15 protein-coding genes and 1 tRNA gene are annotated in these 17828 nt (G+C 67.0%); 11 read left to right on the top strand and 5 right to left on the bottom strand.

The genetic code is table 11. The features are described 5' to 3' along the window. Positions 1–210, top strand: a 210-nt coding sequence (locus IRG63_RS09520) for a hypothetical protein (RefSeq protein WP_227411987.1), incomplete at its 5' end; no start/stop codon positions are given. A 60-nt stretch (positions 211–270) separates the two neighbouring features. Here IRG63_RS09520 and IRG63_RS09515 read toward each other — a convergent pair. From IRG63_RS09515 to IRG63_RS09505, 3 genes are all read right to left on the bottom strand, one after another. After that, positions 271–1146, bottom strand: a complete 876-nt coding sequence (locus tag IRG63_RS09515; protein ID WP_193509962.1) for an aminoglycoside phosphotransferase family protein — start codon at positions 1144–1146, stop codon at positions 271–273. Next, positions 1143–1616, bottom strand: coding sequence for a hypothetical protein (locus IRG63_RS09510; protein WP_193509961.1), 474 nt, complete (start codon positions 1614–1616; stop codon positions 1143–1145). The genes IRG63_RS09515 and IRG63_RS09510 overlap by 4 nt, the downstream gene beginning before the upstream one ends. Before the next feature lie 81 nt (positions 1617–1697). Then, the gene (locus IRG63_RS09505) at positions 1698–2336 is read right to left on the bottom strand and encodes an MBL fold metallo-hydrolase (protein ID WP_168626544.1); all 639 of its coding nucleotides are present in this window, start codon (positions 2334–2336) and stop codon (positions 1698–1700) included. A gap of 108 nt (positions 2337–2444) precedes the next feature. On the opposite strand from IRG63_RS09505, the gene IRG63_RS09500 reads away from it, so the two are divergent. Beyond that, positions 2445–3377, top strand: a complete 933-nt coding sequence (locus IRG63_RS09500) for a YegS/Rv2252/BmrU family lipid kinase (protein WP_193509960.1) — start codon at positions 2445–2447, stop codon at positions 3375–3377. Here the strand turns inward: IRG63_RS09500 and IRG63_RS09495 are convergent. After that, the gene (locus tag IRG63_RS09495; RefSeq protein ID WP_168626546.1) at positions 3374–3823 is read right to left on the bottom strand and encodes a hypothetical protein; all 450 of its coding nucleotides are present in this window, start codon (positions 3821–3823) and stop codon (positions 3374–3376) included. The genes IRG63_RS09500 and IRG63_RS09495 overlap by 4 nt on opposite strands. A gap of 100 nt (positions 3824–3923) precedes the next feature. Here IRG63_RS09495 and IRG63_RS09490 point away from each other — a divergent pair. Beyond that, a tRNA-Glu gene (locus IRG63_RS09490) sits at positions 3924–3999 on the top strand. A gap of 135 nt (positions 4000–4134) precedes the next feature. On the opposite strand, the gene IRG63_RS09485 is transcribed toward IRG63_RS09490, so the two are convergent. Then, a complete protein-coding gene (locus IRG63_RS09485; protein WP_193509959.1) occupies positions 4135–4797 on the bottom strand; it encodes an NUDIX domain-containing protein in 663 nt (220 codons plus the stop codon). A 48-nt stretch (positions 4798–4845) separates the two neighbouring features. Between IRG63_RS09485 and IRG63_RS09480 the strand changes: the two genes are divergently transcribed. From IRG63_RS09480 to IRG63_RS09445, 8 genes are all read left to right on the top strand, one after another. Continuing rightward, positions 4846–5586 carry an MBL fold metallo-hydrolase gene (locus IRG63_RS09480; RefSeq protein ID WP_193509958.1) on the top strand — a complete coding sequence of 247 codons (741 nt, stop codon included), beginning with the start codon at positions 4846–4848 and terminating at the stop codon, positions 5584–5586. A 180-nt stretch (positions 5587–5766) separates the two neighbouring features. Then, a complete protein-coding gene (locus IRG63_RS09475) occupies positions 5767–6750 on the top strand; it encodes a TerC family protein (protein WP_168626550.1) in 984 nt (327 codons plus the stop codon). Positions 6751–6800: 50 nt separating this feature from the next. Then, positions 6801–7664, top strand: a complete 864-nt coding sequence (locus IRG63_RS09470; RefSeq protein WP_193509957.1) for a PP2C family serine/threonine-protein phosphatase — start codon at positions 6801–6803, stop codon at positions 7662–7664. Beyond that, positions 7661–8740, top strand: a complete 1080-nt coding sequence (locus IRG63_RS14105) for an FHA domain-containing protein (RefSeq protein WP_193509956.1) — start codon at positions 7661–7663, stop codon at positions 8738–8740. Before IRG63_RS09470 ends, IRG63_RS14105 begins: the two co-directional genes overlap by 4 nt. Then, entirely contained in the window at positions 8740–10302 is a 1563-nt protein-coding gene (locus IRG63_RS09460) for a serine/threonine-protein kinase (RefSeq protein WP_193509955.1), read from the top strand. Before IRG63_RS14105 ends, IRG63_RS09460 begins: the two co-directional genes overlap by 1 nt. Further along, a complete protein-coding gene (locus tag IRG63_RS09455; RefSeq protein WP_193509954.1) occupies positions 10299–11015 on the top strand; it encodes a hypothetical protein in 717 nt (238 codons plus the stop codon). Before IRG63_RS09460 ends, IRG63_RS09455 begins: the two co-directional genes overlap by 4 nt. Positions 11016–11272: 257 nt before the next feature. After that, complete coding sequence (locus IRG63_RS09450) at positions 11273–16837, top strand: Ig-like domain-containing protein (protein WP_193509953.1); 5565 nt, start codon at positions 11273–11275, stop codon at positions 16835–16837. A 22-nt stretch (positions 16838–16859) separates the two neighbouring features. Beyond that, a complete protein-coding gene (locus IRG63_RS09445; RefSeq protein ID WP_168626556.1) occupies positions 16860–17828 on the top strand; it encodes a MoxR family ATPase in 969 nt (322 codons plus the stop codon).

The raw sequence follows: 17828 nt of genomic DNA, 5'->3' as shown, positions 1-17828 counted from the left end.
GACAATGGCATCCTGCTCTGCCGCCACCACCACCTGCTCCTGCACGACGAGGGCTGGGAGATCGAAACCCGCGACCACGACCCGCTAGCCCGGTTCTGGCTCATCCCACCCCGCGACATCGACCCCAGCCAGACCCCCAGGCCGATGCCATCCAAATCCCCGGCACTCAACGACGCCCTCCGAACCGCCGAGCGACATCGGGCCACCTGAGGCACCGCGGGAGAACTCTGCCCACCGACGGGTCTCGACAGGCTCGATCACCGAAATCGCCTACGCGTCGATGAGCACCTGCTCCAGCCCATGCTCGCCGATCGCTCGCATGGCGGAGTCCGGCTCCGAGTGAACCAGGAACGCCGTCGACAGCAGCAGCGCCCAGCCGTGCGCACGCAGCCAGGTGTCGTTGTCGGCATCGACGATCAGGTCCCTGAACGCGGTACGCACATCCGGGTCGAACGCCAGCCAGGCCACCGCTAGGTCGCTCGCCGGGTCCCCAGCGGTCAGGTCCCCGAAGTCGATGACGGCGCTCAGGGCTCCGGATGCGTTCACGAGCAGGTTCCCGGGATGCAGGTCGCCGTGCAGCCACACCGGCGGTCCTTGCCACGGCGGTGTTTCCACCAGCCGCTCCCACAATCGCCGCAACCGGTCAGCATCCGGCAGGTCAGCGGTCGCAAGCCGCTCCAGGAACACCGTCTCCCTTGACCGCAGCGGCACCCCGCGCACGGGGTTATGTGGCGCATCCGGTGGCGCCTGCTCGTGAAGCTCGTGCACGAACGCGGCCAGGTCGACCGCGAGCCTGCCGCGATCCTCCACCGGCACCCCGGTTGCGGCCGAACCGTCGAACCACGGCAGGATGCTCCACGGCCACGGGTACGCCGGTGTCGGCACCCCGATCCGCTCCGGAACGGGGATCGGGACGCTCACCTGACCAGCCAGTTCGGGCAGCCAGCGCTGCTCGTTGAGCGTCAGCTGCGCAGCGACCTCGCGCCGAGGCAACCGCACACCGAGCCGATCGCCGAGCCGGTAGATGGCGTTGTCCCAGCCGTTGGCGATCAGCGTGACTGGCCCCGCGACATCCGGATGCTGCGTCTCGACCAGGCGGGCAACCAGCGCGTCATCGACGCGGATGTCGGCGGCCGGCGTGCTCACCGGAGGATGTCCGCGGGCGGCGTGCGCTGAGGCACAGGCAGGATGCTGCGCGCGGCGAGCACCACGAATGCGACGAGCAGACCGAGGATCGCGACGTCGCACGCGATGTAGAGGTAGTGCAGGATCGAGCCGCTGTCCGCCGTGCCCGCAAGCACGGCATCCGTTCGTGCGTTCAGCATCGGCCGCACCACCAGCACCTCGAGCACCACCACGGCCCAGAGCGCGATCAGCACGCCGAACTCGCCGCGCGAGACGCGTGGCCGCATACACGCCACGGTGAGCACAACCATCAGCACGACCGTCGAGATGTTCAGCGCGGTGAAGACGAGGCGGCCGATACCAAGGCCCAGTTCGATGGTGATGCCGGGGGCGAGGAACTTCAGCGGCGCCTCAATAAACGAGATCGCGGCGATCATCCCGAACATGATCGCGGGGATGGTCAGCCGCAGTACAGGTGAGATGCGCTCCACGGTCAGACGTAGTCGGATTCGGGTTCGTCGGGGTCAGCCATGCGGACATGTTCTCATGCTCCACTGGAACCGACCAGAGTGTCAGATGTCGAGTTCGTCGCCGGGCTCGAGGGGGAAGAACTCGCCGCCGATCGCCTCGGTGGAGAGCTTCACGCGGGCGTTGGAGAGGTCCTTGCCCGCTTTGGACAGCACCATCTCGTGCACGGTGAAGCTGCGCCGCGGCTTCACCTCGGCGACGTAGTCCATCGCCTCGGCGATCTTCATCCACGGCGCCGCTGCCGGCACCGCGAGGGTGTCGACCTCGACGTCCTCGGGCACGGTGAAGGAATCACCCGCGTAGTAGAGCAGGTCGTTCACCAGCACGCCGACGTTGTCGACGACGGGGATGCTGGAGTGGATGACGGCGTGCTGCCCACCGAAGAAGCGCAGCGTGAACGGCTCGACCTCGACGGTGTCGCCGGCGCTCACCGCTTCTACCTTGAAGCCGTGGGCCGCGTCGACTACGCCCTGCGGGCCGAAGACTCGCGCATCCGGATTCTGCTTCAGGATGTGCTCGAGCTGGTCGGCCGTCCAGTGGTCGGCGTGCTCGTGGGTGATCACGATGGCCTTCACGTTGTTGGTGCCGATGAGCAGGGTCGTCCAGTTGCCGGGATCGATCACCAGGCTGCTGCCGCCCTGGTCCACGACAAGGCAGGAGTGCTCGTGCTTAGTGATTCTCATAGGCACAGAGTACTGAGCGATCTGGTGAAAACATGAGGAGCGGTCTGCCCCCGGTCTGGGGAGGAGGGGGCGAATCGCGGGCATCCGGATTCCCGCCATAATCGTGGGATGGTTACGACGGGGGCTAAGCGCATCGTCGTGGCCATCAACCCGAACGCGAGTTTCGGCAAGAGCCGCGCCGTCGGCCCGGCGGTTGTGCACACGCTGCGGGCGGCTGGCCACGAGGTGATCTCGCTCACCGAGCCGGACTACGAGCAGCTGCGCATCGTCGCCGAGCGTGAGGTGCGCCGGAAGCCGGATGCGCTCGTGGTGGTCGGCGGGGACGGCATGGTCAACCTGGGCGTGAACCTAGTGGTGAACACGAAGGTTCCGCTGGGCATCGTGCCGTCGGGCACCGGCAACGACATGTCGCGCGGGCTGGGCATTCCGGTGGGCAACACCGAGCTGGCGATCGACGCGCTGCTGGAGGCGCTCGAGCACAAGCCGCGGCTGATCGACGCCGGACGGATGCGTCATGCCGGTGGTGAGAGCTGGTTCGCGTGCGTGTTCTCGGCGGGGTTCGACGCGATCGTCAATGAGCGCGCCAACCTGATGCGCTGGCCGCGGGGGAGGAGCCGCTACAACCTCGCTCTGCTGCGTGAGTTGGCGGCGCTGAAGCCGATCCGGTACCGGCTCGAGCTCGACGGCGAGCCGCTGGAGACCGAGGCGGTGCTGGTCGCGGTCGCCAACAACGTCAGCCTGGGCGGCGGGATGCGGATCACCCCGGATGCGCTCCTCGACGATGGCCTGTTCGACGTGCTGATCGTGCAGCCGCTGTCGCGCACGGCGTTCCTGCGGATCTTCCCGCGTGTGTTCAAGGGCACGCACGTGAGCGACGCGCGCGTGGACATCCGGCGCGCCCGTCATGTGCGCGTGGATGCGGACGGCGTCGTGGCCTACGCCGACGGCGAGCGGATCGCGGCACTGCCGGTTGAGGTCGACGTGGTGCCGGATGCGCTGCGCATCCTGGCGAAGGCTCCCTCGCCTGCGAGTCGCGACTAGCTGTCGATGCGCGCCGGGTCGGTGGACACGCAGGTGTAGACCTGGTCGCCGTCGGCGTCCTTGTCATCGAGCGGGAAGACCATGAAGGTCTGCTCAGGGCGGGTCTCGAAGGTGCCCGCGGTCTTGAAGTCGGTGAACGCTGTTTCGCACGCGACGTTGACCGCATTCTGCAGCGAGCCGGCGTCGCTGATGTCGCCCCGGCTGAGCACGCCCTCGTCGAGCACGATGTTCTCGTGTTCGTCTGAGCACGGCACGACCGTCACCTCGCCGACGGTGCTGCCGTCGGCGGAGTTGAAGCTGAAGCAGTCACCGGGCATCAGGTCGCGCGCCGAAATCGTGGTGCTTTCGGTGACGCGGCCGCTGTCGTCCCGGGGTGGGCCGGACGCGCATCCGGCGAGAATCAGGCCGATCGAGACAGCAGCCATGGCGGACAGAACGCGCTTCAATGAGACCCCCTCGGTATACCAACCCGTCGAGCTTGGCAGAGGCAGGGCCGTTTTGGAGGGCGGGCGCGCCGTGTGGCATACTCTATGAGTTGTGCGACGCGGCCCCATCGTATAGCGGCCTAGTACGCCGCCCTCTCACGGCGGTAACGCGGGTTCGAATCCCGCTGGGGTCACCAATCGAAAGCCCCCGGACGTTCTTCGTCCGGGGGCTTCTTCGTTTGAGAGTCTTTCTCGAGACTGCGCAGACCTGCGGAATGAAGCCCCGAAACGCCTGTTTGTGCAGTTTCGAGGCAGGGTGCGTGGGCCCCGGCTCAGTCCCGCGTGTAGACCCACGGCAGCGCGCCGGTCTCCAGACGGTGGTGCGGGCCATCCGCGTCGAGCAGCGAGTCGTCGTCATAGGCGACGTCCGGGTGCCACAGCACCGTCGTGCCTGCGAAGCGGGTGATGAACTCCGCCAGGTCGGTAGCCCGCGCACGCGAGACCGCATCCGCCACTGACGCGTCGCCCAACAACTCGTGCAGCGTCACCCACGTCGGCGGGAACAGCTTCAGCCCACCCGCAGCATGCCGCTCCAGCGCATGCGCCGGTCGGATCCATTGGAACGCGATCGCCTCATCCGGATGCAATGTCACCGGTCCTGCCTCAGCCGGCGCATAGAAGAACCAGGTCTGCATGCGCTTCGGGATCCCAGCCGGCGGCGTCCACCGCGACACGGTCACCAGATTGGAGGCCGAGAGGACCAGCCCGGTCTCCTCCTCGACCTCGCGCACAGCAGCGACCCGCGCGGCCGCCTGATCCGAATCAGCACCGAGACCGGCGGCATCCTCCGGATCAACAGCCCCACCCGGGAACACCCACGCCCCTGCGAAGGATCCTCGATCGTGGGGCCGCTCCAGCAGCAGCACCTCGAGCCCGTCTGCGCCGTCGCGAAGCAGCACGACCGTCGCCGCGATGCCGTGCAGTCCCTCGTCCACTAGAGCCTCCCGATCAAGAAGCAAAGCCTGCCGCTATTGTGAGCGACTATGACGCGGCTCGCCCAATGCATCCTCGCCCCCAACCCCGGCCCGATGACGCTGGACGGCACCAACAGCTACATCATCGCCACGCCGGATGCCGCAGCGACGGTCATCGTCGACCCCGGACCTCTCGACGAAAGCCACCTGGCCAAGCTCACCGCCCGCCCGGTCGAGCTCATCCTCATCACGCACCACCACGCCGACCACACCGAGGCAAGCGCCGAACTCCACCGCCGCACGGGCGCCCCCGTGCGCGCGGCCGACCCCGCTCACTGCATCAGCGGTGACCCGCTCACCGACGGTGAGCTCATCGAAGCCGGCGGCGCCAGCATACGGGTCGTCGCCACTCCGGGCCATACAGCCGACTCGGTGTGCTTCGAACTCGCCGAAGACCGCTCGATGCTCACCGGCGACACCATCCTCGGCCGCGGCACGACCGTGATCATCCCGCCCGACGGCACCCTCGGCGACTACCTCGAAACCCTCGGCAGGCTGGGCGAGTTCGGAGCGCTCACGGTGCTGCCTGGCCACGGCCCCGAGCTGCCCGACCTGGCCGCCATCGCCAGTCAGTACCTCGAGCACCGGCTCGCCCGGCTCGACCAGGTCCGCGAAGTCATCGCGGGCCTCGGCCGCTCCGTCACCGTCGAGGACGTGGCGAAGGCCGTCTACCCGGATGTCCGCGGTGACGTGAAGAAGGCGGCGCAGCAGTCCATCCGGGCGCAACTCGACTACCTGGCAACCGAGTGAACGCGTAACCAGAAGCGGAAACCTCAAACCGGTCGGATACAATCGGCAACGCGAAGGGGAGTATCCCACTTCACCGCAATCGTCAGTACGGGCCGATCGGCTCCGGGTGCGGTGGTGCCGAAGGGCACGGGAGAGACTTTCGTCTCTTTCCCGCACCGTCCCTAACGAACGGACACACCTTTGCAATTACCGCTGTGGTTCGAAATCGGCTCACTGGCCGTGCTGACGCTCATCATCATCTTCGACCTCGTGCTCGCCTTCAAACGGCCACACGTCCCCTCCACGAGGGAATCCAGCCTCTGGGTCAGCTTCTACGTCGTGCTCGCGCTGATCTTCGCGGGCCTGATGTTCTGGCTCGGCGGCGTGCAGAAGGGCAGCGAGTTCATCGCCGGCTGGCTCACCGAATACAGCCTCAGCATCGACAACCTGTTCGTCTTCCTGATCATCATGGGCCGCTTCGCGGTGCCCAGGAAGTACCAGCAGGAAGTGCTCATGGTCGGCATCATGATCGCGCTCGTGCTGCGTGGCATCTTCATCCTGCTCGGCGCGCAGCTGATCGCGAACTTCAGTTGGATCTTCTACATCTTCGGCGTCTTCCTGCTCTGGACGGCGTGGAATCAGGCGTTCACGAGCCATGAGGACGAGGCGGAGAGCGAGAACAGGATCATCGGATTCCTGCGCAAGCGCATCCGGATGACCGACCAGTTCGAGGGCGGCAAGCTCCGCACGGTCGTCGACGGACAGAGGATGTTCACGCCGATCCTGGCGGTGATCATCGCGCTGGGCACAACGGACCTGGTGTTCGCGGTCGACTCGATCCCGGCGATCTTCGGCATCACGCAAGACGCGTTCATCGTCTTCACCGCGAACATCTTCGCGCTCATGGGCCTGCGGCAGCTGTACTTCCTGCTCGGCGACCTCGTCGAGAAGCTCGTCTACCTGCACTACGGCATCGCCTTCATCCTCGCCTTCATCGGTGTGAAGCTTGTGTTCCACGCGCTGCACACCAACGAGGTGCCGTTCATCAACGGCGGCGAGCCCATCCTGTGGGTGCCGGAGATCGGCACCGGACTGTCGCTCATCGTCATCGTCGCGGCGATGACCATCGCGACCGTGGCGAGCCTGATGCGGATGCGCAAGGACCGCGACCGGATCAGCAGCTGAGCGGCACTTGCTAACCTCGTTGTCGGGGTAGACGCGGGGGAGAGGTTTTCATGACGGATGCTGAGCACGAGTTCGTGCTGACGTCGCCCGGCCTCCGGATGCGCTTCTCGTCGTCCTCTGACCGCGGCAAGGTGCGCACGGTGAACGAGGACAGCATGCTCGTCGCACCACCGCTGTTCCTCGTCGCTGACGGCATGGGCGGCCACTCTTTCGGCGACCGCGCCAGCCAGCAGGTCATCGAGACGTTCTCGCGCGGCATCGAGGACGGCAGCGTGCTCACGCCGGATCGCGTCGTCGAGCTCATCAACGAGTCGAACACTGCGGTCGTCGCGCTGACCAGCGACGATCCGGATGCCGTGTGCGGCACCACCCTCGCCGGCATCACCGTCGTCGAGGTCGGCGTCGAGCCGCAGCACCACTGGATGGCGTTCAACGTCGGCGACTCGCGTGTCTACAGCTGGGACGGTCGACGCCTGGAGCAGGTGACCGTGGACCACTCGGCCGTGCAGGAGCTGCTCGACCTGGGCGAGATCTCCGCCGAGGAGGCGATCGCGCATCCGCATCGCAACGTCATCACCCGTGCGATCGGCGTCGGCGCCGAGGTGGACGCCGACATCTGGCTGCTGCCGCTGGGCGGCAGCCAGACCTTCCTGCTGTGTTCGGACGGGCTCAGCAAGGAGCTCGACGATGACCTCATCGCGGGCATCCTCGCCGACGTGAGCAAGCTCGCCACCGGCCAGGAGCTCGCCGACCGGCTGGTCGAGGCGGCGCTCGCCGCGGGCGGCACCGACAACGTCACGGTCGTCGTGGTTGAGGCGCAGTCGCTCGACACCGAGCGTCTCGAAGAGGAAACCAGCGACCGCTACGCTCTCCCGAACCACCTCGAGCAGACCCGACCAAGGAAGAGAAAGTGAAGCAGCTCACCTACGCACCCGACTCGGCCGGCTGGCTGGCGCTCGCTTCCGACGCCCGGCTTCTCGTCGTCAAGGTGACGGATGCGTCGACCGCCGAGCTGTACTGGCCCGCGGTGAATGCGGGCTTCCCGGCAACCGTCGACGCGCTCGCCAAGGGCGGGTTCTCGGCGCTTCCGTCGTTCGCGCTGCTCGAGCGCGAAGGCTCCGCGCTCCGCGTCATCGTGCGCGGCGCTGCCACCGTGCGGGTGTCTGCGACGTCGGGCGACACGGTGCTGGATGGTGCGGCGGTGACGACCTGGACCGAGTATGTCGTTCCGGATGCGCTCGGTTTCGACGTGTCCATTGACGCCGCCGGAGCGCTGCCGGTGCTGCCGCTGTCGAACGGCGCGGCGTTCGCGTCGCGCCTGGTGGGAACGGTCGACGTCGCGTCGGGAGCACCTGCCATCGCCGAGGTGCCCGAGGCGACGCTCAGCGAGGTCACCTTGAACGTGCCGGATGCCGAGGCGCCGGCGGTCTCGGCGCTGGTGGAGGCTCCGGAGAGCGACTACGACTACCTGTTCGGCGACACGATGTACCGCAACGTCGCTGACGCGGCGGTGCACGTCCCCGAGACCCAGGACGATGCCCCCGACCTCGCCGGGGACCACGACGGCATGACGATCGTGACCGACGACATCCGGAAGCTGCGCGGCGAGCGCAAGTCCGCACCGACGCCCACGCGTGCGACGGAACCGGAGCCGACGCTGCATCTGACCCTGTCAACCGGGTTGCGAGAACCACTTGATGCGCCGATCATCATTGGGCGTGCGCCGAGCGCCAGCAAGGTGTCGGGTGGCGCGCTGCCCCGACTGGTGACCATCCCCGGCGATCAGGACATCTCCCGCAACCACGCTCAGGTCACCGTCGAAGGCGGCACGGTCGTGGTGACCGACCTGCACTCGCGCAATGGCACCCAGGTGATCCTGCCCGGCAAGGCGCCGCAGCGGCTGCGGGCCGGCGAGCCCACCTCGGTCATCGTCGGGACCGTGATCGATCTGGGAGGCGGAGTCACGCTCACGGTCGGGCAGGACGCCTGATGCGCCGCCCGACCTCGACACCGCCCGAGCTGCCCGGCTACACCTTCGTCAACGTGCTCGGCTCCGGCGGGTTCAGCGACGTCTTCCTCTACGACCAGCAACTGCCGAAACGCCGGGTCGCGGTGAAGGTGCTGCTCACCGAGGAGCTCAGCGGAGCCAACCGCGCCGCTTTCGTCGCCGAGGCGAACGTGATGGCGCAGCTGTCCGCGCATCCGTACATCGTCTCCATCTTCCACGCGGACGTAGCCAAAGACGGCCGGCCGTACTTCGTCATGGAGTACTGCTCCGGCCCAAGCCTCGCCGAGCGCTACAAGGCCCGGCCGCTCGAGGTCGCCGACGTGCTGCGCACCGGCATCCGGGTGGCCGGAGCGGTCGCAACCGCGCACTCCGCCGGCATCCTGCACCGCGACATCAAGCCGGCGAACATCCTGACCAACGACTACGGCTGGCCGGCGCTCACCGACTTCGGCATCTCATCAACGGTTGATGACGACCTGGCGGTGCACACCACGACACTGAGCCGCGGCGGTGACACCGGCGGCACGAGCGGTGGAACGTCGGTCGGCATGTCCGTGCCGTGGTCGCCCCCGGAGATGTTCGAGGACGATCCGAAGCCGGATATCCGCGCCGACGTGTTCTCGCTCGCCGCCACCATGTACACGCTGCTGGCCGGGCACACGCCATTCGAGCTGCGCGGCCGCTCCAACGGCACGCTCGACCTGATCGGCCGGATCGAGCGCGGCGCGATCACCCCGTTCGACCGTGAGGACATCCCGCGCTCGCTCGTTGCCGTGCTGCACAAGGGGATGGCGACGCATCGGGATGACCGGTTCGCCACCGCGGTCGACTTCGCGCGGGCGCTGCAGCGCGTCGAGCTCGAGCTCGGGTACGCGCCGACCACAATCGACGTGCCGAACCTGGTCATTGCGGCGCCAGAGGCGATTGCAGGCGACTCGAGCGAGGACGAGACGCGGGTGCGTGGTGTCGCCACGATCGAGGCGCAGACCGCTGCGGCGCAGCCCGCGGCATCCGCTGGCCAGGTCGACGATGTCGCCACCGAGACCGTCGTGCGCGCCCGGCCGGTGCAGGCCGAGCCCGCCGTCAGCCGGCAACCCGAGCCGGAACTGGATGCGCCAGTCAAGTCGCGGGGCCGAACCCTCGCGATCGTCGGTACCGCGGTCGCGGTGCTCGTGCTCGCCGCAGCGGTGACCGTCGGCATCATCTTCTTCGGCGGGCGCGACTCGGAGGCCACCACCCCGACTGCGGCACCGCCACCGGGCGGCAACTCCGCGATCGTGGAAACCGTGCCGGTGCCGACCCTCGTGTCTGCGACCGAGAGCGGCGGAGCGATCGAGTTCACCGTCGAGCACGCGAAGGCGAAGGAGGGCGACTCCTACCGCTGGCAGCGCATGTTCGGTAGGGAGAACGAGCCCGTGCAGGCGTCCAAGACCGGCACGTTCACCGTCGACGGCTTCACCGGCGGCGAGGTGTGCGTCGAGGTTTGGGTGGTGCGCGACGGTCGCCAGTCGCCAGACCCGCTTCAGGGGTGCTACCCGCAATGAAGCCGTTGAGGGTTGAGTTCTGCGGCGAGTGGTACGACGTGGCGCCCGGCGCCGACTTCCACATCGGACGCGAATCCGACCTCGTCATCGACGAGAATCCGTACTTGCACCGCCGCTTCCTGCGCATCTACGACGATTACGGCCTGTGGTGGCTGGGCAATGTCGGCAACCTGCTCACCGCGACGGTGACGGATGCGTCGGGTCAGGTGCAGACCTGGCTGTCGCCGGGTGCGCGCATCCCGATCGTCTTCCAGCGGATGCAGGTGCTGTTCAGTGCTGGTTCGACCACGTATGAGTTCGCCATCCATTCGGAGGAGGACTACTACAACACGTCGAGCCCGCTCGGCGGGGCTGGGGGAGCGACCACCATCGGCCCGGTGCCGTTGACCACCAGCCAGCGCCTGCTGATCGTCGCGCTCGCCGAGCAGGTGCTGCGGCAGGACTCACCCGGCCGCGGTGAGATCCCGTCGTCGGCGGAGGCCGCGGAACGGCTGCACTGGTCGATGACGACGTTCAACCGCAAGCTCGACAACGTGTGCGACAAGTTGGACAAGGTCGGTGTCTCCGGCTTGCGCGGCGGTCGCGGCAAGCTGGCCACGAGCCGCAGGCTGCGGCTGGTGGAATACGCGGTCGCGACCCACCTGGTCAGTAAGGAAGACCTCTACCTGCTGGACCGCAACGACGCTGAACACACCGGTGGAACCGCTGGTTGAGGGATTACGCGTTTCCCCTGGTTGAGGGATTACGCGTAGCGCAATCGTCTCGAAACCGGCTCGCGCGGGTGCACCATCCGTGCGCGGGTCGAATTCGACCCGCGCGCGGAAGTTTGACCCGCGCGAGCGCTGGGATGGCGCGAGCGCCGGGATGGGGAGTTCTCCCCATACAGAGCGGTCCACCAAGCTGGCAATACCCTGTTAACCTTGACGTGATTCAGTCGACTGACAACTAGGACAGGCAACGGGAACCGGGCTTGAGCTTTCTCGGCAATTGGACGAAGCGACGCAAGACCGTCGCATCCACCGTCGCAATTGCCCTGATCGCCGGTATACCGGTCACGATGGCCGTGCTGCACCCCGGCTTCCCGGTCACCGACGTCGAACTGAACGCACGCGACGTCTGGGTCACCAACGGTGAGCAGCTGCTCGGCGGCCGCCTCAACCGCCAGATTGATGAGCTCAACGGCTCGGTCGCGGCATCCAGCCCCAACTTCGATGTGCTCCAGGAGGGCGACGCCCTCTTCATGCATGATCCGGATGCCGGGCGCATCGAGTCCGTCGACCCGTCGTTCACGCGGGTCAGCTCGGCGATCGACGTGCCCAAGGGCGCCGACGTCGACTACGGCGGCGGGCAGCTCGCGATCACCTCGGCCTCCGGCGACGTCTGGCTGATCTCCGCTGCCGGCGACCTGCAGTTCAACTACACCTCAACGCCTCCGTTGCTCGAGCTCGGCGCGGGTGGCCAGTCGGTCCTGACTAAGACCGGCACCCTCATCGCGGTGAGTCCGGACGACAAGACGATCTACCGCTATGAGGTCGGCGCGGAGGCGCCGGTCGAGTCGGCGTTCCCCGGTGTTGGTGACTTCCAGCTCACGGCGGTTGGCGAGCAGGCGGTAGTGCTCGACCAGTCCACCAATGACCTGATCAAAGAAGACGGCACGATCTTCCGCCTGGGCGACGAACGTGCAGTTCGCCTCCAGCAGGTGAGCGACGACGTCTCGTACGCGAGCGCTGCCACCGCGAGCTCCCTGCTCAAGGTCGATCTCGCATCCGGATCCGTCGAGAAGATCGACGCGGGAATCGCCGGAGGCGGCTCGGCGACCGGCGTGGCCGCGCCCGTGTGGCTCGACGGATGCCTGCACGGCGCCTGGGCCGCGGGCCAGCGTTACGTCCTCGCGTGCGACGGCCAGGAACCGCAAGGTGCCGACATTGACCAGCCGACCCAGGGAAGCCGGCTCGAGTTCCGCGTCAACCGCTCGGTCATCGTGCTGAACAACCTCGACAACGGCAACGTCTGGCTCGTTGACGAGAACATGCGCCTCGTTGAGAACTGGGACGAGGTCACTCCGCCCGAGGAGCAGGAGGGCGAGCAGGGCGACGAGAAGTCGACAACGCAGTCGTTCGAGGAGACCCTCGCCGAGCGCACAGAGCAGAACCGACCGCCCCTGGCGCGCGACGACGACTTCGGTGTGCGGCCGGGCAAGACGACGATCCTGCCGCTGCTGAACAACGACAGCGATCCGGATGGCGACGTCCTGGTCATCGCGGCCCACGGGGCGATCGCCGAATCCACCGGCGTGCTTGACCTCATCGACGGTGGACGGGCGCTGCAATTCACGCCAGCGCCCGGGTATGTCGGCACCATCACCTTCGGCTATACCGTCGACGATGGCCGCCCGGCCGGACGAGCGGATGCTCAGGTCACCGTTCGCGTTGTGCCGATGGACGTCAATAACCCGCCCGTCGAGGTTCGCACCAGCGGTGTCACGGTCGAGGTGAACCAGACCGTCAGCTACAACGTGCTCACCGACTGGATCGATCCGGACGGTGACGACCTCTTCCTGCTCGGTGCTGCACCGAAGTCCGCCGACCTGGTGCAGTTCACGCCCGACGGCTTCGTCACCTTCAGCCACCAGACCTCGGAGGTCGGCGCCAAGGAGGTGGTGTTCCAGGTCACCGACGGCATCGGGGCCCCGGTGCAGGGCACCCTCAACGTCGACGTGCAGCCCACCGGCGCACTCAATCCGATCGGCACACCCGACTTCGCCACGACGTTCGTCGGCGAGACCGTGGTCGTGAAGCCGCTCGCCAACGACCTGTCGCCATCCGGGGCCCAGCTCTCGTTGGCGGCGTTCGAGCAGCCCAGCGGCAGCGCATCCGCCTGGTTGAACACCGACCAGGGAACCATCACCTTCCTATCGCCCGACCCAGGCGTCCACTACGTCAAGTACACGGTCGCGGCTGGCGCCAACTCGAGCGTCGGCATCATCCGGATCGACGTGCACGAGAAGCCGGGTGAGGAACTCCCGCCGATCGCCGTCAAGGACACCGCCTACCTGCGCGGCGAGGAACCGACCACGGTGTCGGTGCTCGCCAACGACGTGAGCCCGAGCGGGCGCATCCTCGCCATCCAATCGGTCGACGTCGACCCCGCACTTGTGGCCAAGGGCCTCAAGGTCGAGGTGCTCGAGAGCACACTCGTGCGCGTCACCTCCCCGGCAGCGCTCGACGGGCAGGTGCAGTTCGGTTACACCGTCTCCGACGGGCTGAACACCGCCACCGCGGGTGTGACCGTCGTGCCGGTCCCGCCGCTCACGAAGCACCAACCGCCGGTGGCTGAGAACGACTTCGCCAAGGTGCGCGTCGGCGACATCATCACGGTGCACGTTCTCGACAACGACTTCCACCCGGATGATGTGCCGATGAGCGTTGACCCCGAACTGATCACCGCACCCGATGCCGGCATCGCGTTCGTCAACGGTGATACCGTGCGCTTTCAGGCACCGACAGAACCGGGCCAATACCGCGTCGATTACCGCGTGATCGACCCGTTCGGAGAGACGTCGGCCGCAACCGTGACCTTCACGGTTACGCCGCTCGACGAGGACGGCAACCAGGACCCTGTGCCCGCCCCTCTGGTGGCGCGAGTGCTCGAAGGTGGCACGATCACCGTCGACATTCCGCTCGACGGCATCGACCCCGACGGCGACTCGGTACAGCTCCTGAACTTCCCGACCAACCCGACGCTCGGCTCGGTGATCGAGAGCAGCGGCGGCTCGTTCGTCTACGAGGCAGCCAAGGGTCTGTACGGCACCGACTCGTTCAGCTACGAGGTCTACGACGCGTTCGGCGCGACCGGTGTTGGCGAGATCAAGATCGCCGTGATCCCGGAGCCGGCGGTCAGCCAGGATCCGATCGCCGTCCCGGACAACGTTTCGGTGCGGCCGGGCAGGCTCGCGCAGGTCGACCTGATGGCCAACGACTCCGACCCGCAGGGCGCGCCGATCAAAGTCAGCGACGAGCTCATCGACGTGCCCGCTGACGTGACCGCGAGTGTGGTCGACGGCCGATACCTGCTGCTCGAGGCGCCGGATGCCGAGCGCTCCTTCTCGCTGCGCTACGAGCTCACCAACGACCGCGGCGGACGCAACGTCAGCTACGTGCTCGTTCAAGTCACTCCGGATGCCCCGCTGCTGCCGCCCACCGCGCAGGACTACGCGATCGAGACCAAGGACATCGCCGGTCAGGTCTCGATCGAGATCAACCTGTTCGACGGATCGGTGTTCAACCCTGGTGGCCGCACCGAGGACCTCGTCGTCGAACTCGTGGGCCCGAACGCCGGTTCGGCGGAACTGCTCGAACAGAACGGGCGCATCCAGGTCACCCCGAAGCCGACCAGGCAGGCGATCGCCTACCGGGTGACGAACGATGTCGACGACCTCAGCGCGATGGCGTTCATCCTGGTGCCGGCCGCAGCCGATGAAGGCTTCGATGATCCGCCGATCATCGACCCGAACCTGCCAGAGCAGATCCTGTTCATGAACGAGACGCGCGAGTGGGACCTGAACGATCTCGTCTACGCGCCATCCGGACGCGACGTCTGGATCGCCGACCCCGACTCGGTGAGCGGCGTACAGAGCAATGGTGACGCGATCTTCATCGACAAGGACAGCCTGCGGTTCACGCCCGGACTCGACTACCGCGGGCCGGCTGCCATCAACTTCACCGTCACCGACGGTGCGTCGAAGAACGACCCGAAGGGCAACTGGGCGACCTTGCGGCTGCCCATCATCGTCGGTGACCCCGAGTTCCGGGATACCCCGCCGACCTTCACACCGCCCAGCCCGCAGCTGGAGATGGGGGAGTCGGTCACCATCGACCTTCGCGAGTCGACCGCGCACCCGAACCCGTCGATTCTCGGCCAGGTCACCTACTCGGAGATCACCGGCGCCGGTGCACAGTTGTCGGCCTCCCTCAACGGCTCGCAGCTGACCCTCAGCACACCGCGCAACACCCCGAAGGGCACCACGTTCGACCTCGGCGTGAAGTTGCGCTGGGACAAGTTCGAGGTTCCAGGTCAGGTGCACGTGACGATCGTGTCGTCGTCGCGGCCGCTGCCGGTCGCTGTGACCGATGACCTGGAGACGCAGCGCGGCGACGGCCCGGTGACTGTGCAGGCGCTCGGCAACGACTCCAACCCGTACGAGACGACGGGCGAACCTTTGCGCATCGTCGGCGCGCAGGTGCAGAACACCGGTGAGCCCGCTGGCGTGACCTTCACCGGCACCTCCGTGACCATCAGCCCGAGTGTGGCGCTCAAGAGCGGCGTGATCGAGGTCTTGTACACGGTCGAGGACGCGACCCAGGATCCCGACCGCCGCGCCAACGGCATCATTCGCCTTGTGGTCAGTGATGTCCCGGATGCGCCTGCCCCGCCGTCGAGAGACCCCGACTCGAACATCGGCTCCGACGGTTCCGCGACCATCAGGTTCGTCGCACCGGCCTCGAACGGCAAGCCGATCAGCAGCTACGAGGTGCGCTCCAACCCGTCGGTCGCGACCCCGGCGAACTGCACCGCCGGCGCGGCCTGCACGATCGGCGGGTTGAGCAACGGCACTGCGTACACCTTCTCGGTGCGCGCCATCAACGAGCACGGCCCGGGAACCTGGTCGGCCTTCAGCCAGCCGATCACTCCGTACGGCACGCCGGCGCAGGTGCAGCCGAGCAAGTCGAGCCAGTCGAAGTGGGCGCCGGCGTCCATCTCCTGGTCGTGGCCGCTTGTCGCGGGCACCGGTGGCAGCACCACGTACCACTGGCAGGTGACCCGCGGTGGCTCCGTCGTCGGCAGCGGCAGCGGCGTCGACCTCGGCAGCGCGACCGTGACGAACCAGCCTGCTGGCAGCTACACGATCACGGTGTACGCGCAGAACTCGGGCGGCAAGGCGGGTCCGTCGGGCACCAACTCGACGACCGTGAACTCGCAGACCGTGCCCGGAGCCCCGACGAACGTCAGCGGAAACCGCGGAAGTGCCACCGGCCCGACCAGCATCTCCTGGTCGTGGGGCACGCCGTCGAACGCCGGCGCAGGGGAGGCGGTCACCGACAACCTGCAATACCAGTACCGAGTCAATGGCGGCGGCTGGTCGGGTTGGAGCGGCGCTAGGAGCCACACCACGTCGGTTGGAAACGGCGGCGGTACGTTCACTATCGAGGTCCGGGCGCAGAACAACGCCGGCCCCGGGCCAATCGGCAGCGCGACAGTGTCGGTGAACCCCAAGCCGCCGGAGCCGCGGGTGACCCTGACCACGGGAACTCGCGTTATCTGCGAGAGCAGCCAGTCGTTCGGATGCCACACGTACAGAATCACGCTCCACGACTTCGGCAGCGGCACTCACAATGTGACGTTGCATTGCCAGACGACGACCTGGAACCGTCAGTTCTCCGGAAACACCTGGGAGAGCCAGGCGCACTGCGGTTACCGGGACGCTTACGTCGTGGTTGACGGAGTCGAGAGCAACCACGTGGACTTCAGACCTTGACCCTCGGAGAGAAAGACAGAAAATGCCAGTAACACAGGAGCAGGCCGCCTGGTTCGCCGACGCGTTCGACAAGCTGATCGCGAACGTCGAGAAGGCGATCGTGGGCAAGAACGAGGTGATCCGACTCGTGCTGACCGCGCTCGTCAGTGACGGGCACGTGCTGCTCGAGGACTACCCGGGCACCGGCAAGACCGTGCTCGCGAAGGCGCTGGCCAATACGCTCGACGGTTCGACCTCGCGCATCCAGTTCACGCCCGACCTGCTGCCTTCCGACGTCACCGGGGTGCAGATCTTCGACCAGTCGAAGGGCAAGTTCGAGTTCCACCCTGGGCCGATCTTCGCGTCCATCGTGCTCGCCGATGAGATCAACCGCGCCAGCCCTAAGACCCAGAGCGCCCTGCTCGAGGTCATGGAGGAGGGCGTCGTCACGATCGACGGCGAAGGACACTCGGTCGGCGCACCATTCCTCGTCATCGCGACACAGAACCCCGTCGAGCAGGCGGGAACCTACAAGCTCCCTGAGGCGCAGCTTGACCGCTTCCTGATCAAGACCTCGCTCGGCTACCCAGACACGAAGACTGCCGTCTCTTTGCTGATGGACTCGGCGACCCGAGCGCGCGCATCCCTCGTCTCGCCGATCATCAAGCCCGACTCGATCGTCGCGATGGCGGCACTCGCCAACGAGGTCTTCGTCGAAGAGTCGGTCATGCAGTACCTCAGCGACATCGTCGACCAAACCCGAAAGAACAAGGACGTCGTTCTCGGCGTCAGCATGCGCGGCGCGATGGCGCTCGCACGCGCCGTGAAGACCTGGGCGCTCATGAAGGGCCGCACCTACGCGACCCCGGACGACGTACGCGAACTCGCTGGGCCGGTGCTGGCACACCGTCTGGTGCTCGACCCGGAGTCCGACTTCGCGGGAGTCAAGGCGGATGACGTGATCGAACGCATCCTGCTCGACATCGAACCGCCGGCCTACCGGGCAGCCTGA

It is taken from the genome of Cryobacterium sp. BB736 (assembly GCF_014980265.1).
Classification (GTDB): Bacteria; Actinomycetota; Actinomycetes; order Actinomycetales; family Microbacteriaceae; genus Terrimesophilobacter.
This window is presented reverse-complemented; position numbering and strand designations above follow the sequence as displayed.

What these genes read in the sequence shown, in the direction of transcription:
- IRG63_RS09505 (WP_168626544.1), bottom strand. Translation starts at nt 2,336, where the DNA reads ATGAGAATCACTAAGCACGAGCACTCCTGCCTTGTCGTGGACCAGGGC.
- IRG63_RS09500 (WP_193509960.1), top strand. Translation starts at nt 2,445, where the DNA reads ATGGTTACGACGGGGGCTAAGCGCATCGTCGTGGCCATCAACCCGAAC.
- IRG63_RS09480 (WP_193509958.1), top strand. Translation starts at nt 4,846, where the DNA reads ATGACGCGGCTCGCCCAATGCATCCTCGCCCCCAACCCCGGCCCGATG.
- IRG63_RS09470 (WP_193509957.1), top strand. Translation starts at nt 6,801, where the DNA reads ATGACGGATGCTGAGCACGAGTTCGTGCTGACGTCGCCCGGCCTCCGG.
- IRG63_RS09460 (WP_193509955.1), top strand. Translation starts at nt 8,740, where the DNA reads ATGCGCCGCCCGACCTCGACACCGCCCGAGCTGCCCGGCTACACCTTC.
- IRG63_RS09455 (WP_193509954.1), top strand. Translation starts at nt 10,299, where the DNA reads ATGAAGCCGTTGAGGGTTGAGTTCTGCGGCGAGTGGTACGACGTGGCG.
- IRG63_RS09445 (WP_168626556.1), top strand. Translation starts at nt 16,860, where the DNA reads ATGCCAGTAACACAGGAGCAGGCCGCCTGGTTCGCCGACGCGTTCGAC.